This window comes from Methylobacterium sp. Leaf104 (genome assembly GCF_001422885.1).
Classification (GTDB): Bacteria; Pseudomonadota; Alphaproteobacteria; order Rhizobiales; family Beijerinckiaceae; genus Methylobacterium.
In genome coordinates, this window is sequence record NZ_LMMZ01000037.1 from 197,642 (window position 1) to 213,008 (window position 15,367).

Consider the following 15,367-nt stretch of genomic DNA (forward strand, 5'->3'; position numbering starts at 1 on the left):
TCGGCATGTTTCTCGACATCGTCAAAGCGGTGCAGCAGCGCAATCCGGCGCTCGGCTCCTACGTCCTCGTCCTGCGCGGCGACTCCCGGGCGCGCGACGCGGCCGATCCGAGCCGCCTCACGGCCGAGGCGGAGGCCTGGCTCGCCGAGCACGCGCCGGGGGCGAAACTGTCCGAGGAGAAGATCCTGCTGTCGCCCTATCCCGGCGGAATGCCGGCGGACCGGGCCGTCACCGTCCTGGCCTTCGCGGATGCCCGCCACCTGGCCGCCTTCGCCACGACCTGGACGGCCGATCCGGAGCCGGAGGAGGCAGAGGCGCCGATGCCGGATTAGGCATCGCCTCCGGATCCGGCATCGCCCGGTGCGTGCGCCGCCCCTCCCCCCAGGCGGGCCGGGAGACCCGCCTGCGGAGGGACACGCCTCAAGGGTACGAGCGTCCGTGCCACCCTCGCCCGGCGGTCAGCCAGCGCAGCCGTGCCGCCTCCAGGCCCCAGATCATGCCCAGCATCATGTAGACGTGACGCCACTTCTCGATATCGATCTGGAAGGCCTGCAGGAAGAACATCAGCAGGGCCGGGAAGACGATCTGGGCGTGCCGGCGATAGGGCGTGTCGCGGCGCATCAGGCGGAAGCCGACGACGCTCGTCGTCAGGACGAGGCCGATGAAGGTGACGCCGGCCAGCCAGCCGCCATTGGCGAAGCTGCCGATGAAGGTGTTGTGCGGCTCCAGGGCGAAGATCAGGCGCCAGCGCAGGGGGCCCATGCCGAGGGGCTCGTCGACCAGCATGCCGAGGCCGCGCATCTGGTTGCCGAAGCGGCCGGTCTCGCCGGTGTCGTAGTCCTGCGTGACCGCGGCGCGCTTGGAGAACATCTCCGCGGTGTCGCCGATCGACAGCAGGCCGACGATGGCGACCGCGGTGGCGACGAGGGCCAGCACCGTCAGGGTGACGATGCGCCGGCGCAGGCGCGCCGAGGGCGTCGTGGCGTAGACGCTGCCGACCATCACGGCGACGGCGATCAGCGTGCCCGCCCAGGATCCGCGCGAGAACGACAGGAAGATACCCGCCACGATCACCATCAGGATCGCCGAGGCGAGAATCGGCCGCCGGCTCGTGCCGAGGAGCAGGCCGTGCATGAGGTAGAGGGCGCCCAGCGTCAGGAACGAGCCGAAGACGTTCGGGTCCTGGAAGGTGCCCGAGGCGCGGCCGTACTTGTAGAACAGGTCCTCCGTCGGGATGTAGCCGAAATAGCCGACGATGCCGAAGGCGCTCGACAGGAGACAGCTCGCCACGAAGGTCTTGAGGGCGAGCTCCATCCGCGTCTGCGTGTCGTCGGAGAACAGCATCGCGAAGAACACGCCGGTGATCGCGAGGTAGGCGAGCTGGATCGTCCAGGTCACCGGCAGCGGCTGGTCGACATAGGGCAGCAGCGCCACCGTGATCGCACTGACGTAGAGGATCAGCAGCCAGAGCAGCGGCACCATGCCCCGGTGCAGGCGCAGGCCGAGGCAGAGCCAGAGCACGATGGTGGGGATCGCCACCACGTCGTAGGGCGAGGTGTCCGAGAAGGCGAAGCAGGCGAAGAAGATGAAGGCGACGAGGAGCAGCGTCGCGAGGCGCCGGAGCACGTGTAGGACGGGGATCTGGGCCCAGGCTCCCGCCTGCCAGCGCGCGGCGCCGGGTGCCATCGTGAACGCCATGCACTCAACCCATCACCGCGCCGCCGACAGGGCGGGACCGCGCTACACGCGATCGATGGGAGGCGAGAATGATTGAGAATTTGGATGGCGATTCGCGTGGCGCAGGCCTTCAGGGCAGCGCGCGCACCAGATTCCGGAATTGATCCCCACGATCCTCGAAGCTCCGGAACTGGTCGTAGGAGGCGCAGGCCGGCGAGAGCAGGACCACGGGCTCCTGCGCCCCCGACGCGGCGGCCGCCTCGGCGGCCTTCGCGGTGGCGACCGCGAGCGTCCCGCAGGCCGTGCAGGGCACCCGGCCCTCGAGGGTGGCGGCGAAGGCCTCGCTCGCCGCGCCGATGAGGTAGGCGTGCGCCACGCGCCCGAAGAGCGGCGCCAGGGGCGCGATGCCGCCCTCCTTGGCCTTGCCGCCGAGGATCCAGTGGATGTCGTGGAAGGCGGTCAGCGCCTTCTCAGTGGAATCCGCGTTGGTGGCCTTCGAGTCGTTGACGAAGAGCACGCGCCCGCGCCGGCCGACCTCCTCCATGCGGTGGGGCAGGCCGGGGAAGCTGCGCAGGCCGGCGACGAGTTCGGCGTCGCCGATCCCCAGGGCACGGACGCAGGCGGCGGCCACGGCCGCGTTCTGCCAGTTATGGGCGCCCCGCAGGGAGCCGATCCCGGTCAGATCGACGATCGGCGTGCCGTCGACGTCGAACACCCTTCCGTCGCGGGCCGACAGGCCGTCGAAGCCCGTCTCCGGCGTCCCGACATGGATGCGCACGGTCGGCCCCGTCCGCGCATCGGCGATGGCCCGGCTGAGCGCGTCGTCGACGCCGACGATGGCGCGGTCCGCGCCCGCCACCAGCCGCTGCTTGATGGCGGCGTAGTCGGCCAGGGTGCCGTGGCGGTCGAGATGGTCCGGCGTGATGTTGAGGAGGATGCCGAGGCTCGGGTCGAGGCTCGGCGTCAGGTCGATCTGGAACGAGGACATCTCGATCACGTGGATCCGGTCCGGCGCGGGCGGCGCCAGGGACAGGATCGCGGTGCCGATGTTGCCGCCCATCTGCACGTCGCGGCCCGCCGAGGCCAGGATGTGGGCGATCAGCGCCGTGGTGGTCGACTTGCCGTTGGTGCCCGTGATGGCGACGAAGGGCGCGCCCGGCGCCAGCGCGCGGCGTTCCTGGCAGAACAGTTCGATATCGCCGATGACCGGGATGCCGGCCTCCGCGGCCTTCTCCACGGTCCAGTGCGGGGCGGGGTGCGTCAGGGGCACGCCGGGGGCGAGGACGAGGGCCGAGAACCCGGTCCAGTCGGCCTCGCGCAGGTCGAAGACGGTGATGCCCTGGTCACGGGCACGGCCGGTGCTCTCCGGGCTGTCGTCCCAGGCGAGCACGTCGGCGCCGCCGGCGATCAGGGCACGGACGGTGGCGAGGCCGGAACCGCCGAGGCCGAACAGGGCGACCTTCTGGCCGGCGAAGCTGGTGACGGGCGTCATGGGAACGGGCTCAGCGCAGCTTCAGGGTGGCGAGGCCGGCCAGCGCCAGGATCACGGCGATGATCCAGAACCGGATCACGACCTGCGGCTCCTTCCAGCCCTTCTGCTCGAAATGGTGGTGAATGGGCGCCATGCGGAAGACCCGCTTGCCCGTCAGCTTGAACGAGGCGACCTGGATGATCACCGACATCATCTCCAGCACGAACAGGCCGCCGACGATCGCGAGAACGATCTCGTGCTTGGTCGCCACCGCGATGGTTCCGAGAAGGCCGCCGAGCGCGAGGGACCCGGTATCGCCCATGAAGACCTGGGCGGGGGGCGCGTTGAACCAGAGGAAGCCGAGCCCCGCCCCGATCACCGCGCCGCAGACCACCGCGAGCTCGCCGGTGTCGCGGACGTAGTTCACCTGCAGGTAGCCCGCCGTGAAGACGTTGCCGACGAGGTAGGCGATGACGCCGAAGGTGCCGCAGGCGATCATCACCGGCACGATGGCGAGGCCGTCGAGGCCGTCGGTCATGTTCACCGAGTTGCCGGCGCCGACGATCACGAAGGCGGCGAACAGCACGTAGAACCAGCCGAGGTTCAGGAGGGCGTCCTTGAAGATCGGGAAGGCGAGCTGGTTCTGCAGGGTGGGCGCCGAGTAGACCGAGATCAGCACGCAGGCCGCGATGGCGATGCAGGCCTCGAGCACCAGGCGGAACTTGCCCGAGAAGCCCTTGTGCGACTGCTTCGTCACCTTGAGGTAGTCGTCGTAGAAGCCGATCGCGCCGAAGCCGAGCGTCACCGCCAGGGTGACCCAGACGTAGTGGTTGCGCGGGTTGGCCCAGAGCAGGATCGCCACCACGCAGCCGGCCAGGATCATCAGGCCGCCCATGGTCGGCGTGCCGCGCTTCGTCAGCAGGTGCGATTGCGGGCCGTCCTCGCGGATCGGCTGGCCCTTGCCCTGGCGCAGGCGCAGCAGGGAGATGATCAGCGGCCCGAACCAGAACACGAACAGGCCCGCCGTGAACAGCGCGCCGCCGGTGCGGAAGGTGATGTAGCGGAAGACGTTGAGGGCGGAGACGGTGCCGCTCAGGTCCGACAGGAGATACAGCATCCAGCACCTGGCCGTGGTTCAGTTCGGAACTCGGCCGGAGGCTCAGGGGCGCGCGTCGCCCCTCCCCGGCCGTGATGAAGGTCGCCTCAGCGCGCGGCGGCGTGCGGCGGTTCGGCTTGGGCGTTCGCGTAACGGGCTTTGAGCGCTTCGACAATCCGGCCCATACGGATGCTGTTCGAACCCTTCACCATCACGGCGTCCCCGGGACGCAGGACCGAGAGCACGGGTTCGAGCAGATCGGCGGAGGTCGCCGCCGAGGCGCCGCGGCGGCTCACCGGCAGGGCTTCGAAGAGGTTGCGCATCAGCGGCCCGGCCGTGAAGACGAGATCGACCTTGGCGGCCTCCACCGGCCCGGCGAGGTCGCGGTGGTGGGCCTCGCCCTCGGGTCCGAGCTCCAGCATGTCGCCCAGCACCGCGATGCGGCGCCCGCGCGGGCCGGTCTCGATGCCGGCCAGGGTCGCCAGGGCGGCGCGGATCGAGGCCGGGTTGGCGTTGTAGCTCTCGTCCACCAGGAAGGCCTCGCCCTCCCCGACCGCCAGGGCCGTGCGCTCGCCGCGGCCGACCGGCGGCCGCAGGGCCGCCAGCGACAGGGCCGCGCGGGCGAGGTCCGCCCCGAGGGCATGCACCACCGCCATCACGCCCAGCGAGTTCATGGCCGTGTGCCGGCCCGGCGTGCCGAGCTGGTAGGTCACCGGGATGCCCATCACCACGGCATCGACCACCGAGAGGTCGGGCCGCAGCACGATGCGCTGGGCGCGCACATCCGCCTCCGGATGCTCGCCGAAGGTGACGACCCGGCCGGCCCGGGAGGCCTGGGCGTGGGCGAGGAGGCGCGCGTAGTTCGGGTTGTCGCGGTTGATGATGGCGGTTCCGCCCACCTTCACCCCCGAGAAGATCTCGCCCTTGGCGTCGGCGATGGCCGGGAGCGAGGCGAAGTGCTCGATGTGCACGGGCTCGACGGTGGTGATCAGGGCGATGTCGGGCTGCACCATCGCGGTGAGCGGCACGATCTCGCGCGGGTGGTTCATGCCGATCTCGAACACGCCGAACTGCGTCTCGGCGGGCATGCGCGCCAGGGTCAGGGGCACGCCCCAATGGTTGTTGTAGGAGGCGATGGAGGCGTGGGTCGCCCCCTGCGCCGAGAGCACGTGGCGCAGGGCCTCCTTGGTCCCGGTCTTGCCGACCGAGCCCGTCACCGCGACGATGCCGGCCTCCGTGCGCGCCCGGGCCGCGGCGCCGAGCGCCCGCATGGCGTCGAGGACCGGATCCTCGCCCGCACCCGAGACGGCCAGGACCGGCCCGGCGCCCGCGAAGTCCCGTGCCCTGTCCGCCGCGACGACGGCCGCGCCGGCCCCGCGCTCCAGGGCGGCGGCGACGAAGTCGTGCCCGTCCCGGGCCTCGCCGCGAATGGCGAAGAACAGGTCGCCCGGCTCCAGCGTGCGCGTGTCGATCGAGGCGCCGGCGATCGGCCTGGCCTCGCCCAGCAGCCTGCCGCCGGTGGCGGCCTCCAGGGCGTCGGGCGTCCAGAGCGGGGTCGTCCAGAGCGGGGTCGTGGCGGGCGGGGTGTTGTCGGTCATGCTGAGCGTTCCGCGATCGCAGCCCGGAGGACGTCGTGGTCCGAGAAGGGCAGGACCTGTGACCCCACGATCTGGCCGGTTTCATGGCCCTTGCCGGCCACCACCAGCACGTCGCCGGGCTCCAGCGCCCGCACGGCGGTGCGGATCGCCTCGGCCCGGTCGCCGATCTCCACGGCGCCCAGCGCGGCGGCCAGGATCGCGGCCCGGATCGCGGCGGGATCCTCGCTGCGGGGATTGTCGTCGGTGACGATGACGGCGTCGGCCTTCCCGGCCGCGATGGCGCCCATGATCGGGCGCTTGCCCGTGTCGCGGTCGCCGCCGCAGCCGAAGACGAGGCGCAGGCGGCCCGTCGCGAAGGGGCGCAGGGCCGTCAGCACGCCGTCGAGGGCCTCAGGCTTGTGGGCGTAGTCGACGAGGCAGAGGCCGCCATTGGCCTCGCCGATGCGCTCCATCCGGCCCGGAACCCCGGTGAGGTGTTCGAGGGCGGCGATCACGCCCGGGCGGTCGGCCCGGCCCGCGGGCGTCGCCAGCACGAGGCCGGCGGCCAGCAGCGCGTTCTCGACCTGGAAGCCGCCGACCAGCGGCAGGCGCACGGTGTAGTCCTGCAGCCGGCCCGATGGACCGGGCGCCTGGAGCGCGAGGTGCTGGTGGAAGCCCTCGGTCCGCGCCGAGATCAGCCGCACCGTGTCGCCCTTCGACCCCGTGGTGTGGACGTCGAGGCCGCGGGCCGAGGCGGCCGCCACGACGATGTCGGCATAGGCGCCGTCGAGGTTGACGACCGCCGGGATGCCGGGCTGCGCCAGGGTCGTGAACAGCCGCAGCTTGGCCGCCAGGTAGTCGTCCATGGTGGCGTGGTAGTCGAGATGGTCGCGCCCGAGATTGGTGTAGCCCACCGCGGCGAGGGCCACCCCGTCGAGGCGGCGCTGCTCGATCCCGTGGGAGGAGGCCTCCATCGCCAGGTAGTCGATGCCGTCCTCGGCGAGCCGCGCCAGGGTGGCATGCAGGGTCACGGGGTCGGGGGTGGTCAGGGAGCCGTAGCTGGCGCCCCGGTTGGTGACGATGCCCACCGTGCCGAGGCTCGCCGCCTCGGCGCCGAGGCGCGCCAGGATCTGGCGCACGAAATCCGTGACGGAGCTCTTCCCGCTCGTCCCCGTCACCGCCACGACCTCGGTCGGCTGCCGGCCCGAGAAGGACCGCGCCGCGAGGGCGAGGCTGCGGCGCACATCCGCCACGGCGATGTAGGGCACGCTCGCGTCGAGCCCCGCCGGCCGTTCGCCCTCGCCCACCACCGCGACGGCGCCGGCCGCCGCGGCCTTGCCGGCGAAGCGGCGGCCGTCGGCGGCGGTGCCCGGCACGGCGACGAAGACGAAGCCCGGCGCGACGGTTCGCGAATCCGCCGTGAGGCCCGAGACCGGCAGGCCAGCGCTGGCCTCCGCCTCGGGGAAGAGTCCGCCGAGGGTCGGCCCGCTCATCGCCCGTCCACCTGCGTGGCGTGGTAGGCGCCGAGCTTCACCATCAGGGGGAAGGGCTTCACCGGCGGATCGAATTGCGGCGGCAGGCCGAGGACGGGGGCGACGCGCTCGATCACCCGGCCGGTGACGACGCCGGAATTCCAGGCCGCGGTGGCGTAGCCGCCGGATTCCGGCAGGCCCTGGGGCTCGTCCATGATGGTGACGAAGAGGTATTTCGGATTGTTCATCGGGGCCGCGGCCATGAAGGTCGTGAACAGGCGGTTCTTCACGTAGCGCCCGTGGATCACCTTCTCGGCGGTGCCGGTCTTGCCGCCGACGTAGTAGTACGGGATCGCGGCCTTCTTGGCCGAACCCTCGACGGCGTTGAGGCGCATGATGAAGCGCATCGCCTCGCTGGTCTCGGGCTTGAGCACGCGGGTGGCCTTGGCCATCGCCTCCTCGGCGGTGGTCTTGAGGAAGGTGGGCGTCATCAGGAAGCCGCCATTGGCGATGGCCGCCACCGCCGCCGTCGCCTGGATCGGCGCCACCGCGAGGCCGTGGCCGAACGCGATGGTGATGGTGTTGATCTCGGTCCAGCGCGCCGGGACGATGGGCTCGGCGCTCTCGGGCAGCTCCGTGCGCATCCGGTCGGTCAGGCCCATCTTCTTGAGGAAGGCCTTGTGGCCCGGCACGCCGATGCCGAGGGCCATCTTGGCCGAGCCGATGTTCGACGAGTGGGTGAACACCTCCGGCATGGTGATGACGCGGTTGGTGCCGTGGTACTCGTGGATCTTCTGCCGGCCCCAGTTCAGCACGCCGCCGCGGGTGTCGAAGGTCGAGTTCACGTTGAACTTGCCGGAATCGAGGGCCATCGCGAGGGTCATCGCCTTGAAGGTCGAGCCCATCTCGTAGACGCCGACATTCATGCGGTTGATGCGGTCGGGGTTGAGCGCGTCGGCCGGATCGTTCGGGTCGAAGTCCGGCAGCGAGGCGAGCGCGATCACCTCGCCGGTCTGGACGTCGAGGATCATGCCGGCGGCGGCCTTGGCCTTGAAGTGGTCGAGGCCCCAGGCGAGCTCGTCCCGCACGGCGAACTGCGCCCGCAGGTCGATGGAGAGCTGGATCGGCTTGAGGTCGGTCTGCTTGGCCACGAGGCCGAAATCGTTGAGCGCCTTGTTGCCCTGGTTGTCGATGTACTTCTCGATGCCGGCGATGCCGATGTTGTCGAGGTTGGTCACGCCGAGGATGTGCGCGGCCGCGACCCCGTTCGGGTAGACGCGCTTGTGGTCGGGCAGGAAGCCGACGCCCGGGATGCCGAGGCGATGGACCTCGGCCTGCTGCTTCGGGGTGATCTCGCGCTTGACCCAGACGAAGCCCTTCTTGGTGGAGAGCTTGGCGCGCAGTTCGGTGGCGTTGATCTGCGGCAGCACGGCGGTGAGGAGTTCGACCGCCTCGTCCTTGTCGTAGATGTTGCGCGGCTCGGCGAAGATCGAGACCGTGCGGATGTCGGTGGCCAGGATCTCGCCGTTGCGGTCGACGATGTCCGGGCGGATCGCCGTGGTGGCGGCGGCCGCGATCCGGCGGTCGCCGTTATCCGCCTCCGGAAAGGCGGCGCCCAGGATCAGGCGCCCACCGATGGTGGCGAAGACCAGCGTGAAGGCGAGGCCCACGAGGCCGACGCGGGTATAGGAGCGCTCGATGGCGAGGTGGAACATCGCCCGGACGTTGCGGACGATCCACTGGCGCTTCGACGTCGGCGGCGGCGCGAGGCCCTCGACCGACGGCTCCAGCCTGGTCCGCTCGACCCGGATCGCCTCGGGCGTCGCGGCCTCGGCGGACACGGCCTCGTGCGGCGCGCCGGCCTCGGCGGCCGGGTCGGAGGCATGGGTCGGCTCGGCCGGAGGATGGGAATCGGCGGACTGGATCGAGCCCTGGCCGGGCGGCGGGACTTCGGACACGGGCACTACCTCGAAGTCGTGGTCGGGGTTCTGGTCGTGGTGGTGCGCGGCGTGACGCTGCCGGTGGTGCGCGGCTCGTCGCCGCCGCGGCCCGCCGTCGGCTTCTCCTTCGGCGTCGCGGTGGCGGCCAGAAGCCGGCCGATCTCGTCGCCGCGGTCCGGGCGCGCCGGCAGGTCGGCGAGGCGCCCGAGATGGGCGGTGCCGATGGGCTCCAGGGCGAGGTAGCGCTCCACCGCCGCCTGGAGCCGGTCCGGCCGGGTCAGGAGCTGCCACTCGGCGCGCAGCACCGCGATGGCCTGGCGCTCCTTCTTGAGCTGGGTCTGGGCCTTCGAGACCTGCCCGGCCTGGTAGAGCGTGTCGTACTTGATCGAGTAGGCGTAGATCGCCGAGCCGATCAGGCCGAGCACCGCGATCAGGTTGAGCAAACGGATCACCGGCGCGCTCCTCCGCTCCGACCTGTCCGCGCCGGCAGCGCGGCCAGGGTCTCGATGGCGGCCAGGGGGGCGGGCACGGGGGCGTCCGTGCGTTCCACCGCGCGCAGCTTGGCCGAGCGGGCGCGGGGATTGGCGGCGGTCTCGGCCTCGGTCGGCAGCACCGGACCCTTGGTCACGGCCGCGAAGCTGCGCGGCGCCGGCGCCTCCAGGCTCGGCAGGTGGCGGGAGGCCTGGGCCGCCCGGCCGCTGCGGGCCGAGAAGAACTGCTTCACGATCCGGTCCTCCAGCGAATGGAAGGTGACCACCGCGAGGCGGCCGCCGGGCTTGAGGATCTGCTCGGCGGCGTGGAGCGCCTGCACGAGCTCGCCGAGCTCGTCGTTCACCGCGATGCGAAGGCCCTGGAAGGTCCGGGTCGCCGGATGGATGCCGCTGGCCGGATCGGCCCAGACCACGCTGGCGACGATCTCGGCGAGGGCCGCGGTGGTCTCGATGCGGCCTTTCCGGCGCGCCTCGATGATCGCCCGGGCGACGGCGCGGGAGCGGCGCTCCTCGCCGTAGTGGAAGATGACGTCGGCGAGGTCGGCTTCCTCGGAGTCGTTGACGAGGTCCGCGGCACTCGGCCCGGCGCGTTCCATGCGCATGTCGAGGGGGCCGTCGTTGCGGAAGGAGAAACCGCGCTCGGGCTGGTCGATCTGCATCGACGAGACGCCGATATCGAGCACCACCGCGTCGGCCGAAGCGTGACCCGCCGCGCGGACGCAGGCGTCGAGGCTGCCGAACCGGCCCGGCACCAGGGTCAGACGGCCGCCGGCCTCGGCCACCAGGGGCGCGCCGCCCGCGATGGCGCCGGGGTCGCGGTCGATCGCCAGAACGTGAACGGCCGGGTCGGCGCCGAGCATCGCCCGGGTGTAGCCGCCGGCCCCGAAGGTGCCGTCGACGGCAAGCGCCCGACCCGGCAGGTCGAGGGCGTCGAGGACCTCCGCGAGAAGGACGGGAACGTGCGGTGCCCCGTCGACGGATCGGCTCACCCGCGCCTCGCGGGGGGCGCGCGTCACCGGGCGATTCCGGCGCGCGGCGGTCGCGCGGTCGAGGGAGCGGCGGGAATGAGCGAGGGTTCGACCGGATCGAAGCGGCGCATGCGTCCCTTCCACGGGGCTGGAGCACGCGAGCGCGGCTCGGAGAGACGGGGCGTCTCCGGGTCGACGCGTGACGCGACCGCGCATGCGGACACCGGCCTGCCTGGGACAGGCTGCGTCCGTCGATCCGAAAATCGCCGTTGACGGGATGAATCGGGGTACCATGGGCCTCTGAGCGCCGTCAACGAACCTGGCCGAGGGGGAGCGGCTCCCGAGGATCAGACCTCAGCAAGGTTAACCGAGCGTAAGTTTTCGCTCTCAAAGCGGTTTCCCGATGCGCGACGGCGCCTCCGCGACCCTGCGACACCGAAGGGGCCACGGGGGGCGCTCCGGCACCTGCGATGCGCTGCCGCCGCGGGGGCGGGCGGCCCGGTCGGAGACCCGGCGCCCGCGGGGGAGCCGTGGAGGATCAGTCGGCCTGTAAGCCGGGTTCTGTAGGGCCCGGGGACCTCGCGGCCCCCTGACGTGGCGGCCATTCCTCTGGGACGATCGTTGCCGACCGCCTCGAGCAACCAACCCGGGCGACGGGCCTGGAGAGAGGGCCTGAAGGGGCCGCGAGGCCCCCCGTGTCGCCCCTATTCGGTTTTGCTCCCGGTGGGGTTTGCCGTGCCGTCCGCGTTGCCGCGTCCGCGGTGCGCTCTTACCGCACCCTTTCACCCTTACCACGGACCGGCCGAAGCCGGTCCGTGGCGGTCTGCTCTCTGTGGCACTGTCCCTGGGGTCGCCCCCGCCGGACGTTATCCGGCACCGTCTCTCCATGGAGCCCGGACTTTCCTCCCCGGGCATGACGCCCGGAGCGGCCGCCCGGCCGACTGATCCGGCGCGGATGTGCGCCGCGCGCGGGCCGGGGGTCAAGGCCCATTCCCCGCGGGGCCTGCCCGCCGGAGCGGCATGGCGAGATTTTGGCCTCGCGCCTTGCGGGCGGCACGCCTCGCGCCAGGTCTCCCAGGCCGGCGCCGGGCGAGCCCGGCGTCACCGTCTGCGAAGGATCAGGAGGAAGCGATGGCGACGAACGACACGGCCTGGACGCTCGAATCCGTCCAGCAACTCACCGAGATGGCCCGCGAGGGCATCCCGGTCTCGGTCATGAGCCTCAAGCTGCGCCGGCCGATCGAGATCGTGGCGGCCAAGCTGAGCCAGCTCGGCATCACGCCCGCGCCCGAGACCGGCGCCTGAGGCGACCGGACGGGCGGCCCCGCGCGGGGCCGCCCGTCCGCTCCGGGGGACTGAGTCCCCGGGAGCCTACCAGGAGCCGGTGTTCTCCATCGAGGACCAGGGCTCCTGCGGCGGCTTGGCCGGCCCCTTCTGCAGCAGCTCGATCGAGATGCCGTCGGGGGACTTCACGAAAGCCATGTTGCCGTCGCGCGGCGGGCGGTTGATCGTGATCCCGGCCGCCTGCAGCTTCGCGCAGAAGGCGTAGATGTCGTCGACCTCGTAGGCGAGGTGGCCGAAGTTGCGCCCGCCCGAATAGGTCTCCGGGTCCCAGTTGTGGGTCAGCTCGATCACGGGGGCCTGGGTCTCCCGGGCGGTGCCGGCATCGTCGGGAGCGGCCAGGAACACCAGGGTGAAGCGGCCCTTCTCGTTGTCGGTGCGGCGCACCTCCTGCAGGCCGAAGGTGTTCACGTAGAAGTCGAGGGCACGGTCGAGATCCGCGACGCGGACCATGGTGTGTAGGAAGCGCATGGGCTGGGGCTCTCCGAGGGATCAGCGCCTATCTGGTCCGGCGCGGCCACGCGTCAACGAGCCTGGGGTCGCGCGCGTTGCGCCGCCGCCGCGCACCCCGCACAGTGACGCCCTGACCTCGAGGAGCCCGCATGCGCACCGAAACCCCGATCGCGATCCGCCTGGAGGATTACCGCCCCAGCGACTACCGGATCGGCACGGTGGCCCTCGACGTCGCGCTCCATCCCACCGCCACCCGGGTCCGGGCCACCCTGAGCCTGGCGCCGAATCCGGTCGGACGCCCGGGTGCGCCCCTCGTCCTCGACGGCGAGGACCTCGTGCTGGAGCGCCTCAGCCTCGACGGCGCCGTCATCGATGCGGACGCCTACGCCGTCTCTCCCTCCGGCCTGACCCTGCACCGGCCTCCGGCGGGACCCTTCACCCTGGAGATCGAGACCCGGATCGACCCCAGCGCCAACACCAAGCTGATGGGGCTCTACCGCTCGAACGGGGTCTACTGCACCCAGTGCGAGGCCGACGGCTTCCGGCGGATCACCTATTTCCTCGACCGGCCGGACGTGATGGCGGTCTACACCACGCGGATCGAGGCCGATCGCGACGCGGCGCCGGTGCTGCTCGGCAACGGCAACCTCGCGGAATCCGGCGGGGCCGGCCCCGGGCGGCACTACGCGATCTGGCACGACCCCCACCCGAAGCCCGCCTACCTCTTCGCCCTGGTGGGCGGGCGCCTCGATGCCGTCCGGCGCCCCTTCACCACCAGCGAGGGCCGCACGGTGGAGCTCGCCGTCTACGTCGAGCCGGGCAAGGCGGCGCGGGCCGACTACGCCCTCGACGCGGTGGCGCGCTCGATGACCTGGGACGAGACCGCCTTCGGCCGCGCCTACGACCTCGACGTCTTCAACGTGGTCGCGGTCTCCGACTTCAACATGGGCGCGATGGAGAACAAGGGCCTCAACATCTTCAACGACCGCTACGTCCTCGCCTCGCCCGAGACCGCCACCGACGCGGACTACGCCGCCATCGAGGCGATCATCGCGCACGAGTACTTCCACAACTGGACCGGCAACCGCATCACCTGCCGCGACTGGTTCCAGCTCTGCCTCAAGGAGGGCCTGACGGTCTTTCGCGACCAGGAATTCTCCTCCGACATGCGCTCGCGCGCCGTGCACCGCATCGGCGAGGTCCGCACCCTGCGGGCGCGGCAATTCCCCGAGGATGCCGGGCCGCTGGCCCACCCGGTGCGGCCGCGCCAATACACCGAGATCAACAACTTCTACACGGCCACCGTCTACGAGAAGGGCGCCGAGATCGTGCGGATGCTGCGCACGCTCCTCGGCGCGGAGGCCTTCCGGGCCGGGATGGACCGGTACTTCACCGACAATGACGGCCGCGCCGCCACGGTGGAGGATTTCCTCGCCGCCTTCGCGGCCAGTTCGGGCCGCGACCTGTCCGCCTTCGCGCGCTGGTACGAGCGCCCGGGCACGCCGCGGGTGGCGGTGCAGGGCAGCTACGATCCGGAGGCGCGGACCTACCGCCTCGCCCTCCGCCAGAGCCTGCCCGGCGCCCCCGACGCCCCGCCCCTGGTGATCCCCGTCCGCCTCGGCCTCGTCGGTCCGGACGGCCCCCTCGATACGCCGGCGAACGACCGGGTCCGGGACGGCGTGTTCGTGCTCGACCGGGCGAGCGACGGCCTCACCTTCACCGACGTCCCCGTCCGCCCCGTGCCCTCGCTGTTCCGCGGCTTCTCCGCCCCGGTGCGGGTCGAGATCGAGATGACGGATGCCGACACGCTGACGCTGCTGCGCCACGACATCGACCCGTTCAACCGCTGGCAGGCGGCCCAGAGCGTCGCCATGCGCCTGCTCGTGCAGGGGACGCGCTCCGGCACCCTGGCGGATGCCGGCGCCGCCGGCTTCGGCCAGGCGCTCGCCGGGTTCCTGGAGGCCGAGGCCCTCGCCGACCCGGCCTTCGCCGCCCTGATCCTCGTCCTGCCGAGCGAGGCCGACGCGGCCAACGAGATCGCCAGCGAGATCGACCCGGACGCGATCCACCGCGCCCGGCACGCCCTGCGCCGCGCCCTCGGCACCCGCCTGGAGCCGCAGCTCCTCGGCCTGCGCGACGCCCTCGCGGAGGCCCCGGGCACGCCGTTCAGCCCCGATGCCGCAGCCGCCGGCCGGCGCGCCTTCCGCAACGCGGCCCTCGACCTCGTGGCGGCGGCCGATCCGGAAGCCGCGACGCGGCTCGCCCTCCACCAGATGGAGACGGCGACGACGATGACCGACCGGCTCGCCGCCCTCGCGGTCCTGTCCCAGGTGCCCGGCGCCGAGCGCGAATCGGCGCTCGCGCGATTCGCCGAGGCCTACCGGGCCGAACCCCTCGTCCTCGACAAGTGGCTGGCGATCCAGGCCGGGATTCCCGAGGCCGGAACGCCGGACCGCATCCGCGCCCTGCAGAATCACCCCGCCTTCTCGATGACCAATCCCAACCGGGTCCGGGCGCTGATCGGCAGCTTCAGCCTGGGCAATCCGACCCAGTTCAACCGACCGGACGGCGCCGGCTATGCCCTTGTGGCGGAGGCGGTTCTGGCCCTCGACAGGACCAACCCGCAGGTGGCCGCACGCCTGCTCACGGCCTTCGGATCGTGGCGGATGATGGAGCCGGGGCGCCGCGAGGCGGCCGAGTCCACATTGCTGAAAATTCGCGCTGTTGCCGGACTGTCACGGGACGTCGGCGACATCCTCGACCGGACGCTTGCCGGCTAGCAAGTCCCTGAAGGGAATCGGCTTTTCACCGGCCCGAGGCGTCGAATCCGCGCCTCGGATTCGCGCCGGGAGTCAAGCGTGGCCGGAAAAAACGCGTGGAC

Annotated in this window: 12 protein-coding genes and 1 other RNA gene; 3 read left to right on the plus strand and 10 right to left on the minus strand. The window is 71.7% G+C overall.

Features of this window, described 5'->3' with window-relative positions; genetic code table 11:
- Positions 1-5 precede the first annotated feature (5 nt).
- A complete protein-coding gene (locus tag ASF49_RS17880) occupies positions 6-332 on the plus strand; it encodes a hypothetical protein (RefSeq protein ID WP_056476058.1) in 327 nt (108 codons plus the stop codon).
- A gap of 88 nt (positions 333-420) precedes the next feature.
- Here ASF49_RS17880 and ASF49_RS17885 read toward each other — a convergent pair whose 3' ends face one another.
- The 9 genes from ASF49_RS17885 to rnpB form a co-directional block, all read right to left on the minus strand.
- Positions 421-1,698: an O-antigen ligase family protein gene (locus ASF49_RS17885; protein WP_056476061.1), complete on the minus strand. Its 1,278-nt coding sequence runs from the start codon at positions 1,696-1,698 to the stop codon at positions 421-423.
- Between the two features lie 109 nt (positions 1,699-1,807).
- The gene (gene murD, locus ASF49_RS17890; RefSeq protein ID WP_056476064.1) at positions 1,808-3,169 is read right to left on the minus strand and encodes a UDP-N-acetylmuramoyl-L-alanine--D-glutamate ligase; all 1,362 of its coding nucleotides are present in this window, start codon (positions 3,167-3,169) and stop codon (positions 1,808-1,810) included.
- 10 nt (positions 3,170-3,179) lie between these two features.
- Positions 3,180-4,265, minus strand: coding sequence for a phospho-N-acetylmuramoyl-pentapeptide-transferase (mraY, locus tag ASF49_RS17895; RefSeq protein ID WP_056476067.1), 1,086 nt, complete (start codon positions 4,263-4,265; stop codon positions 3,180-3,182).
- An 86-nt stretch (positions 4,266-4,351) separates the two neighbouring features.
- Complete coding sequence (locus ASF49_RS17900) at positions 4,352-5,842, minus strand: UDP-N-acetylmuramoylalanyl-D-glutamyl-2,6-diaminopimelate--D-alanyl-D-alanine ligase (protein ID WP_056476070.1); 1,491 nt, start codon at positions 5,840-5,842, stop codon at positions 4,352-4,354.
- Entirely contained in the window at positions 5,839-7,314 is a 1,476-nt protein-coding gene (locus ASF49_RS17905; RefSeq protein ID WP_056476073.1) for a UDP-N-acetylmuramoyl-L-alanyl-D-glutamate--2,6-diaminopimelate ligase, read from the minus strand. Before ASF49_RS17905 ends, ASF49_RS17900 begins: the two co-directional genes overlap by 4 nt.
- Positions 7,311-9,218, minus strand: a complete 1,908-nt coding sequence (locus tag ASF49_RS17910; RefSeq protein WP_056476401.1) for a peptidoglycan D,D-transpeptidase FtsI family protein — start codon at positions 9,216-9,218, stop codon at positions 7,311-7,313. The genes ASF49_RS17905 and ASF49_RS17910 overlap by 4 nt, the downstream gene beginning before the upstream one ends.
- A 38-nt stretch (positions 9,219-9,256) precedes the next feature.
- The gene (gene ftsL / locus ASF49_RS17915; protein WP_056476075.1) at positions 9,257-9,685 is read right to left on the minus strand and encodes a cell division protein FtsL; all 429 of its coding nucleotides are present in this window, start codon (positions 9,683-9,685) and stop codon (positions 9,257-9,259) included.
- Positions 9,682-10,740 carry a 16S rRNA (cytosine(1402)-N(4))-methyltransferase RsmH gene (gene rsmH / locus ASF49_RS17920; protein WP_056476079.1) on the minus strand — a complete coding sequence of 353 codons (1,059 nt, stop codon included), beginning with the start codon at positions 10,738-10,740 and terminating at the stop codon, positions 9,682-9,684. Before rsmH ends, ftsL begins: the two co-directional genes overlap by 4 nt.
- A gap of 486 nt (positions 10,741-11,226) precedes the next feature.
- Positions 11,227-11,637, minus strand: an RNA gene (rnpB, locus tag ASF49_RS18525) — RNase P RNA component class A.
- Between the two features lie 186 nt (positions 11,638-11,823).
- Between rnpB and ASF49_RS24280 the strand changes: the two genes are divergently transcribed.
- Positions 11,824-11,997, plus strand: a complete 174-nt coding sequence (locus ASF49_RS24280; protein ID WP_200930083.1) for a hypothetical protein — start codon at positions 11,824-11,826, stop codon at positions 11,995-11,997.
- A gap of 66 nt (positions 11,998-12,063) precedes the next feature.
- Here the strand turns inward: ASF49_RS24280 and gloA are convergent, their stop codons facing one another.
- On the minus strand, positions 12,064-12,504 hold the full coding sequence (gene gloA / locus ASF49_RS17925; RefSeq protein ID WP_056476082.1) for a lactoylglutathione lyase: 441 nt from the start codon (positions 12,502-12,504) through the stop codon (positions 12,064-12,066).
- Positions 12,505-12,635: 131 nt separating this feature from the next.
- Between gloA and pepN the strand changes: the two genes are divergently transcribed.
- Positions 12,636-15,266: an aminopeptidase N gene (pepN, locus tag ASF49_RS17930; protein ID WP_056476085.1), complete on the plus strand. Its 2,631-nt coding sequence runs from the start codon at positions 12,636-12,638 to the stop codon at positions 15,264-15,266.
- Positions 15,267-15,367: the final 101 nt, after the last annotated feature.

What these genes read in the sequence shown, in the direction of transcription:
- ASF49_RS17885 (WP_056476061.1), bottom strand. Translation starts at nt 1,698, where the DNA reads ATGGCGTTCACGATGGCACCCGGCGCCGCGCGCTGGCAGGCGGGAGCC.
- gloA (WP_056476082.1), bottom strand. Translation starts at nt 12,504, where the DNA reads ATGCGCTTCCTACACACCATGGTCCGCGTCGCGGATCTCGACCGTGCC.
- mraY (WP_056476067.1), bottom strand. Translation starts at nt 4,265, where the DNA reads ATGCTGTATCTCCTGTCGGACCTGAGCGGCACCGTCTCCGCCCTCAAC.
- pepN (WP_056476085.1), top strand. Translation starts at nt 12,636, where the DNA reads ATGCGCACCGAAACCCCGATCGCGATCCGCCTGGAGGATTACCGCCCC.
- murD (WP_056476064.1), bottom strand. Translation starts at nt 3,169, where the DNA reads ATGACGCCCGTCACCAGCTTCGCCGGCCAGAAGGTCGCCCTGTTCGGC.
- ASF49_RS24280 (WP_200930083.1), top strand. Translation starts at nt 11,824, where the DNA reads ATGGCGACGAACGACACGGCCTGGACGCTCGAATCCGTCCAGCAACTC.
- ASF49_RS17900 (WP_056476070.1), bottom strand. Translation starts at nt 5,842, where the DNA reads ATGACCGACAACACCCCGCCCGCCACGACCCCGCTCTGGACGACCCCG.
- ASF49_RS17880 (WP_056476058.1), top strand. Translation starts at nt 6, where the DNA reads ATGTTTCTCGACATCGTCAAAGCGGTGCAGCAGCGCAATCCGGCGCTC.
- ASF49_RS17905 (WP_056476073.1), bottom strand. Translation starts at nt 7,314, where the DNA reads ATGAGCGGGCCGACCCTCGGCGGACTCTTCCCCGAGGCGGAGGCCAGC.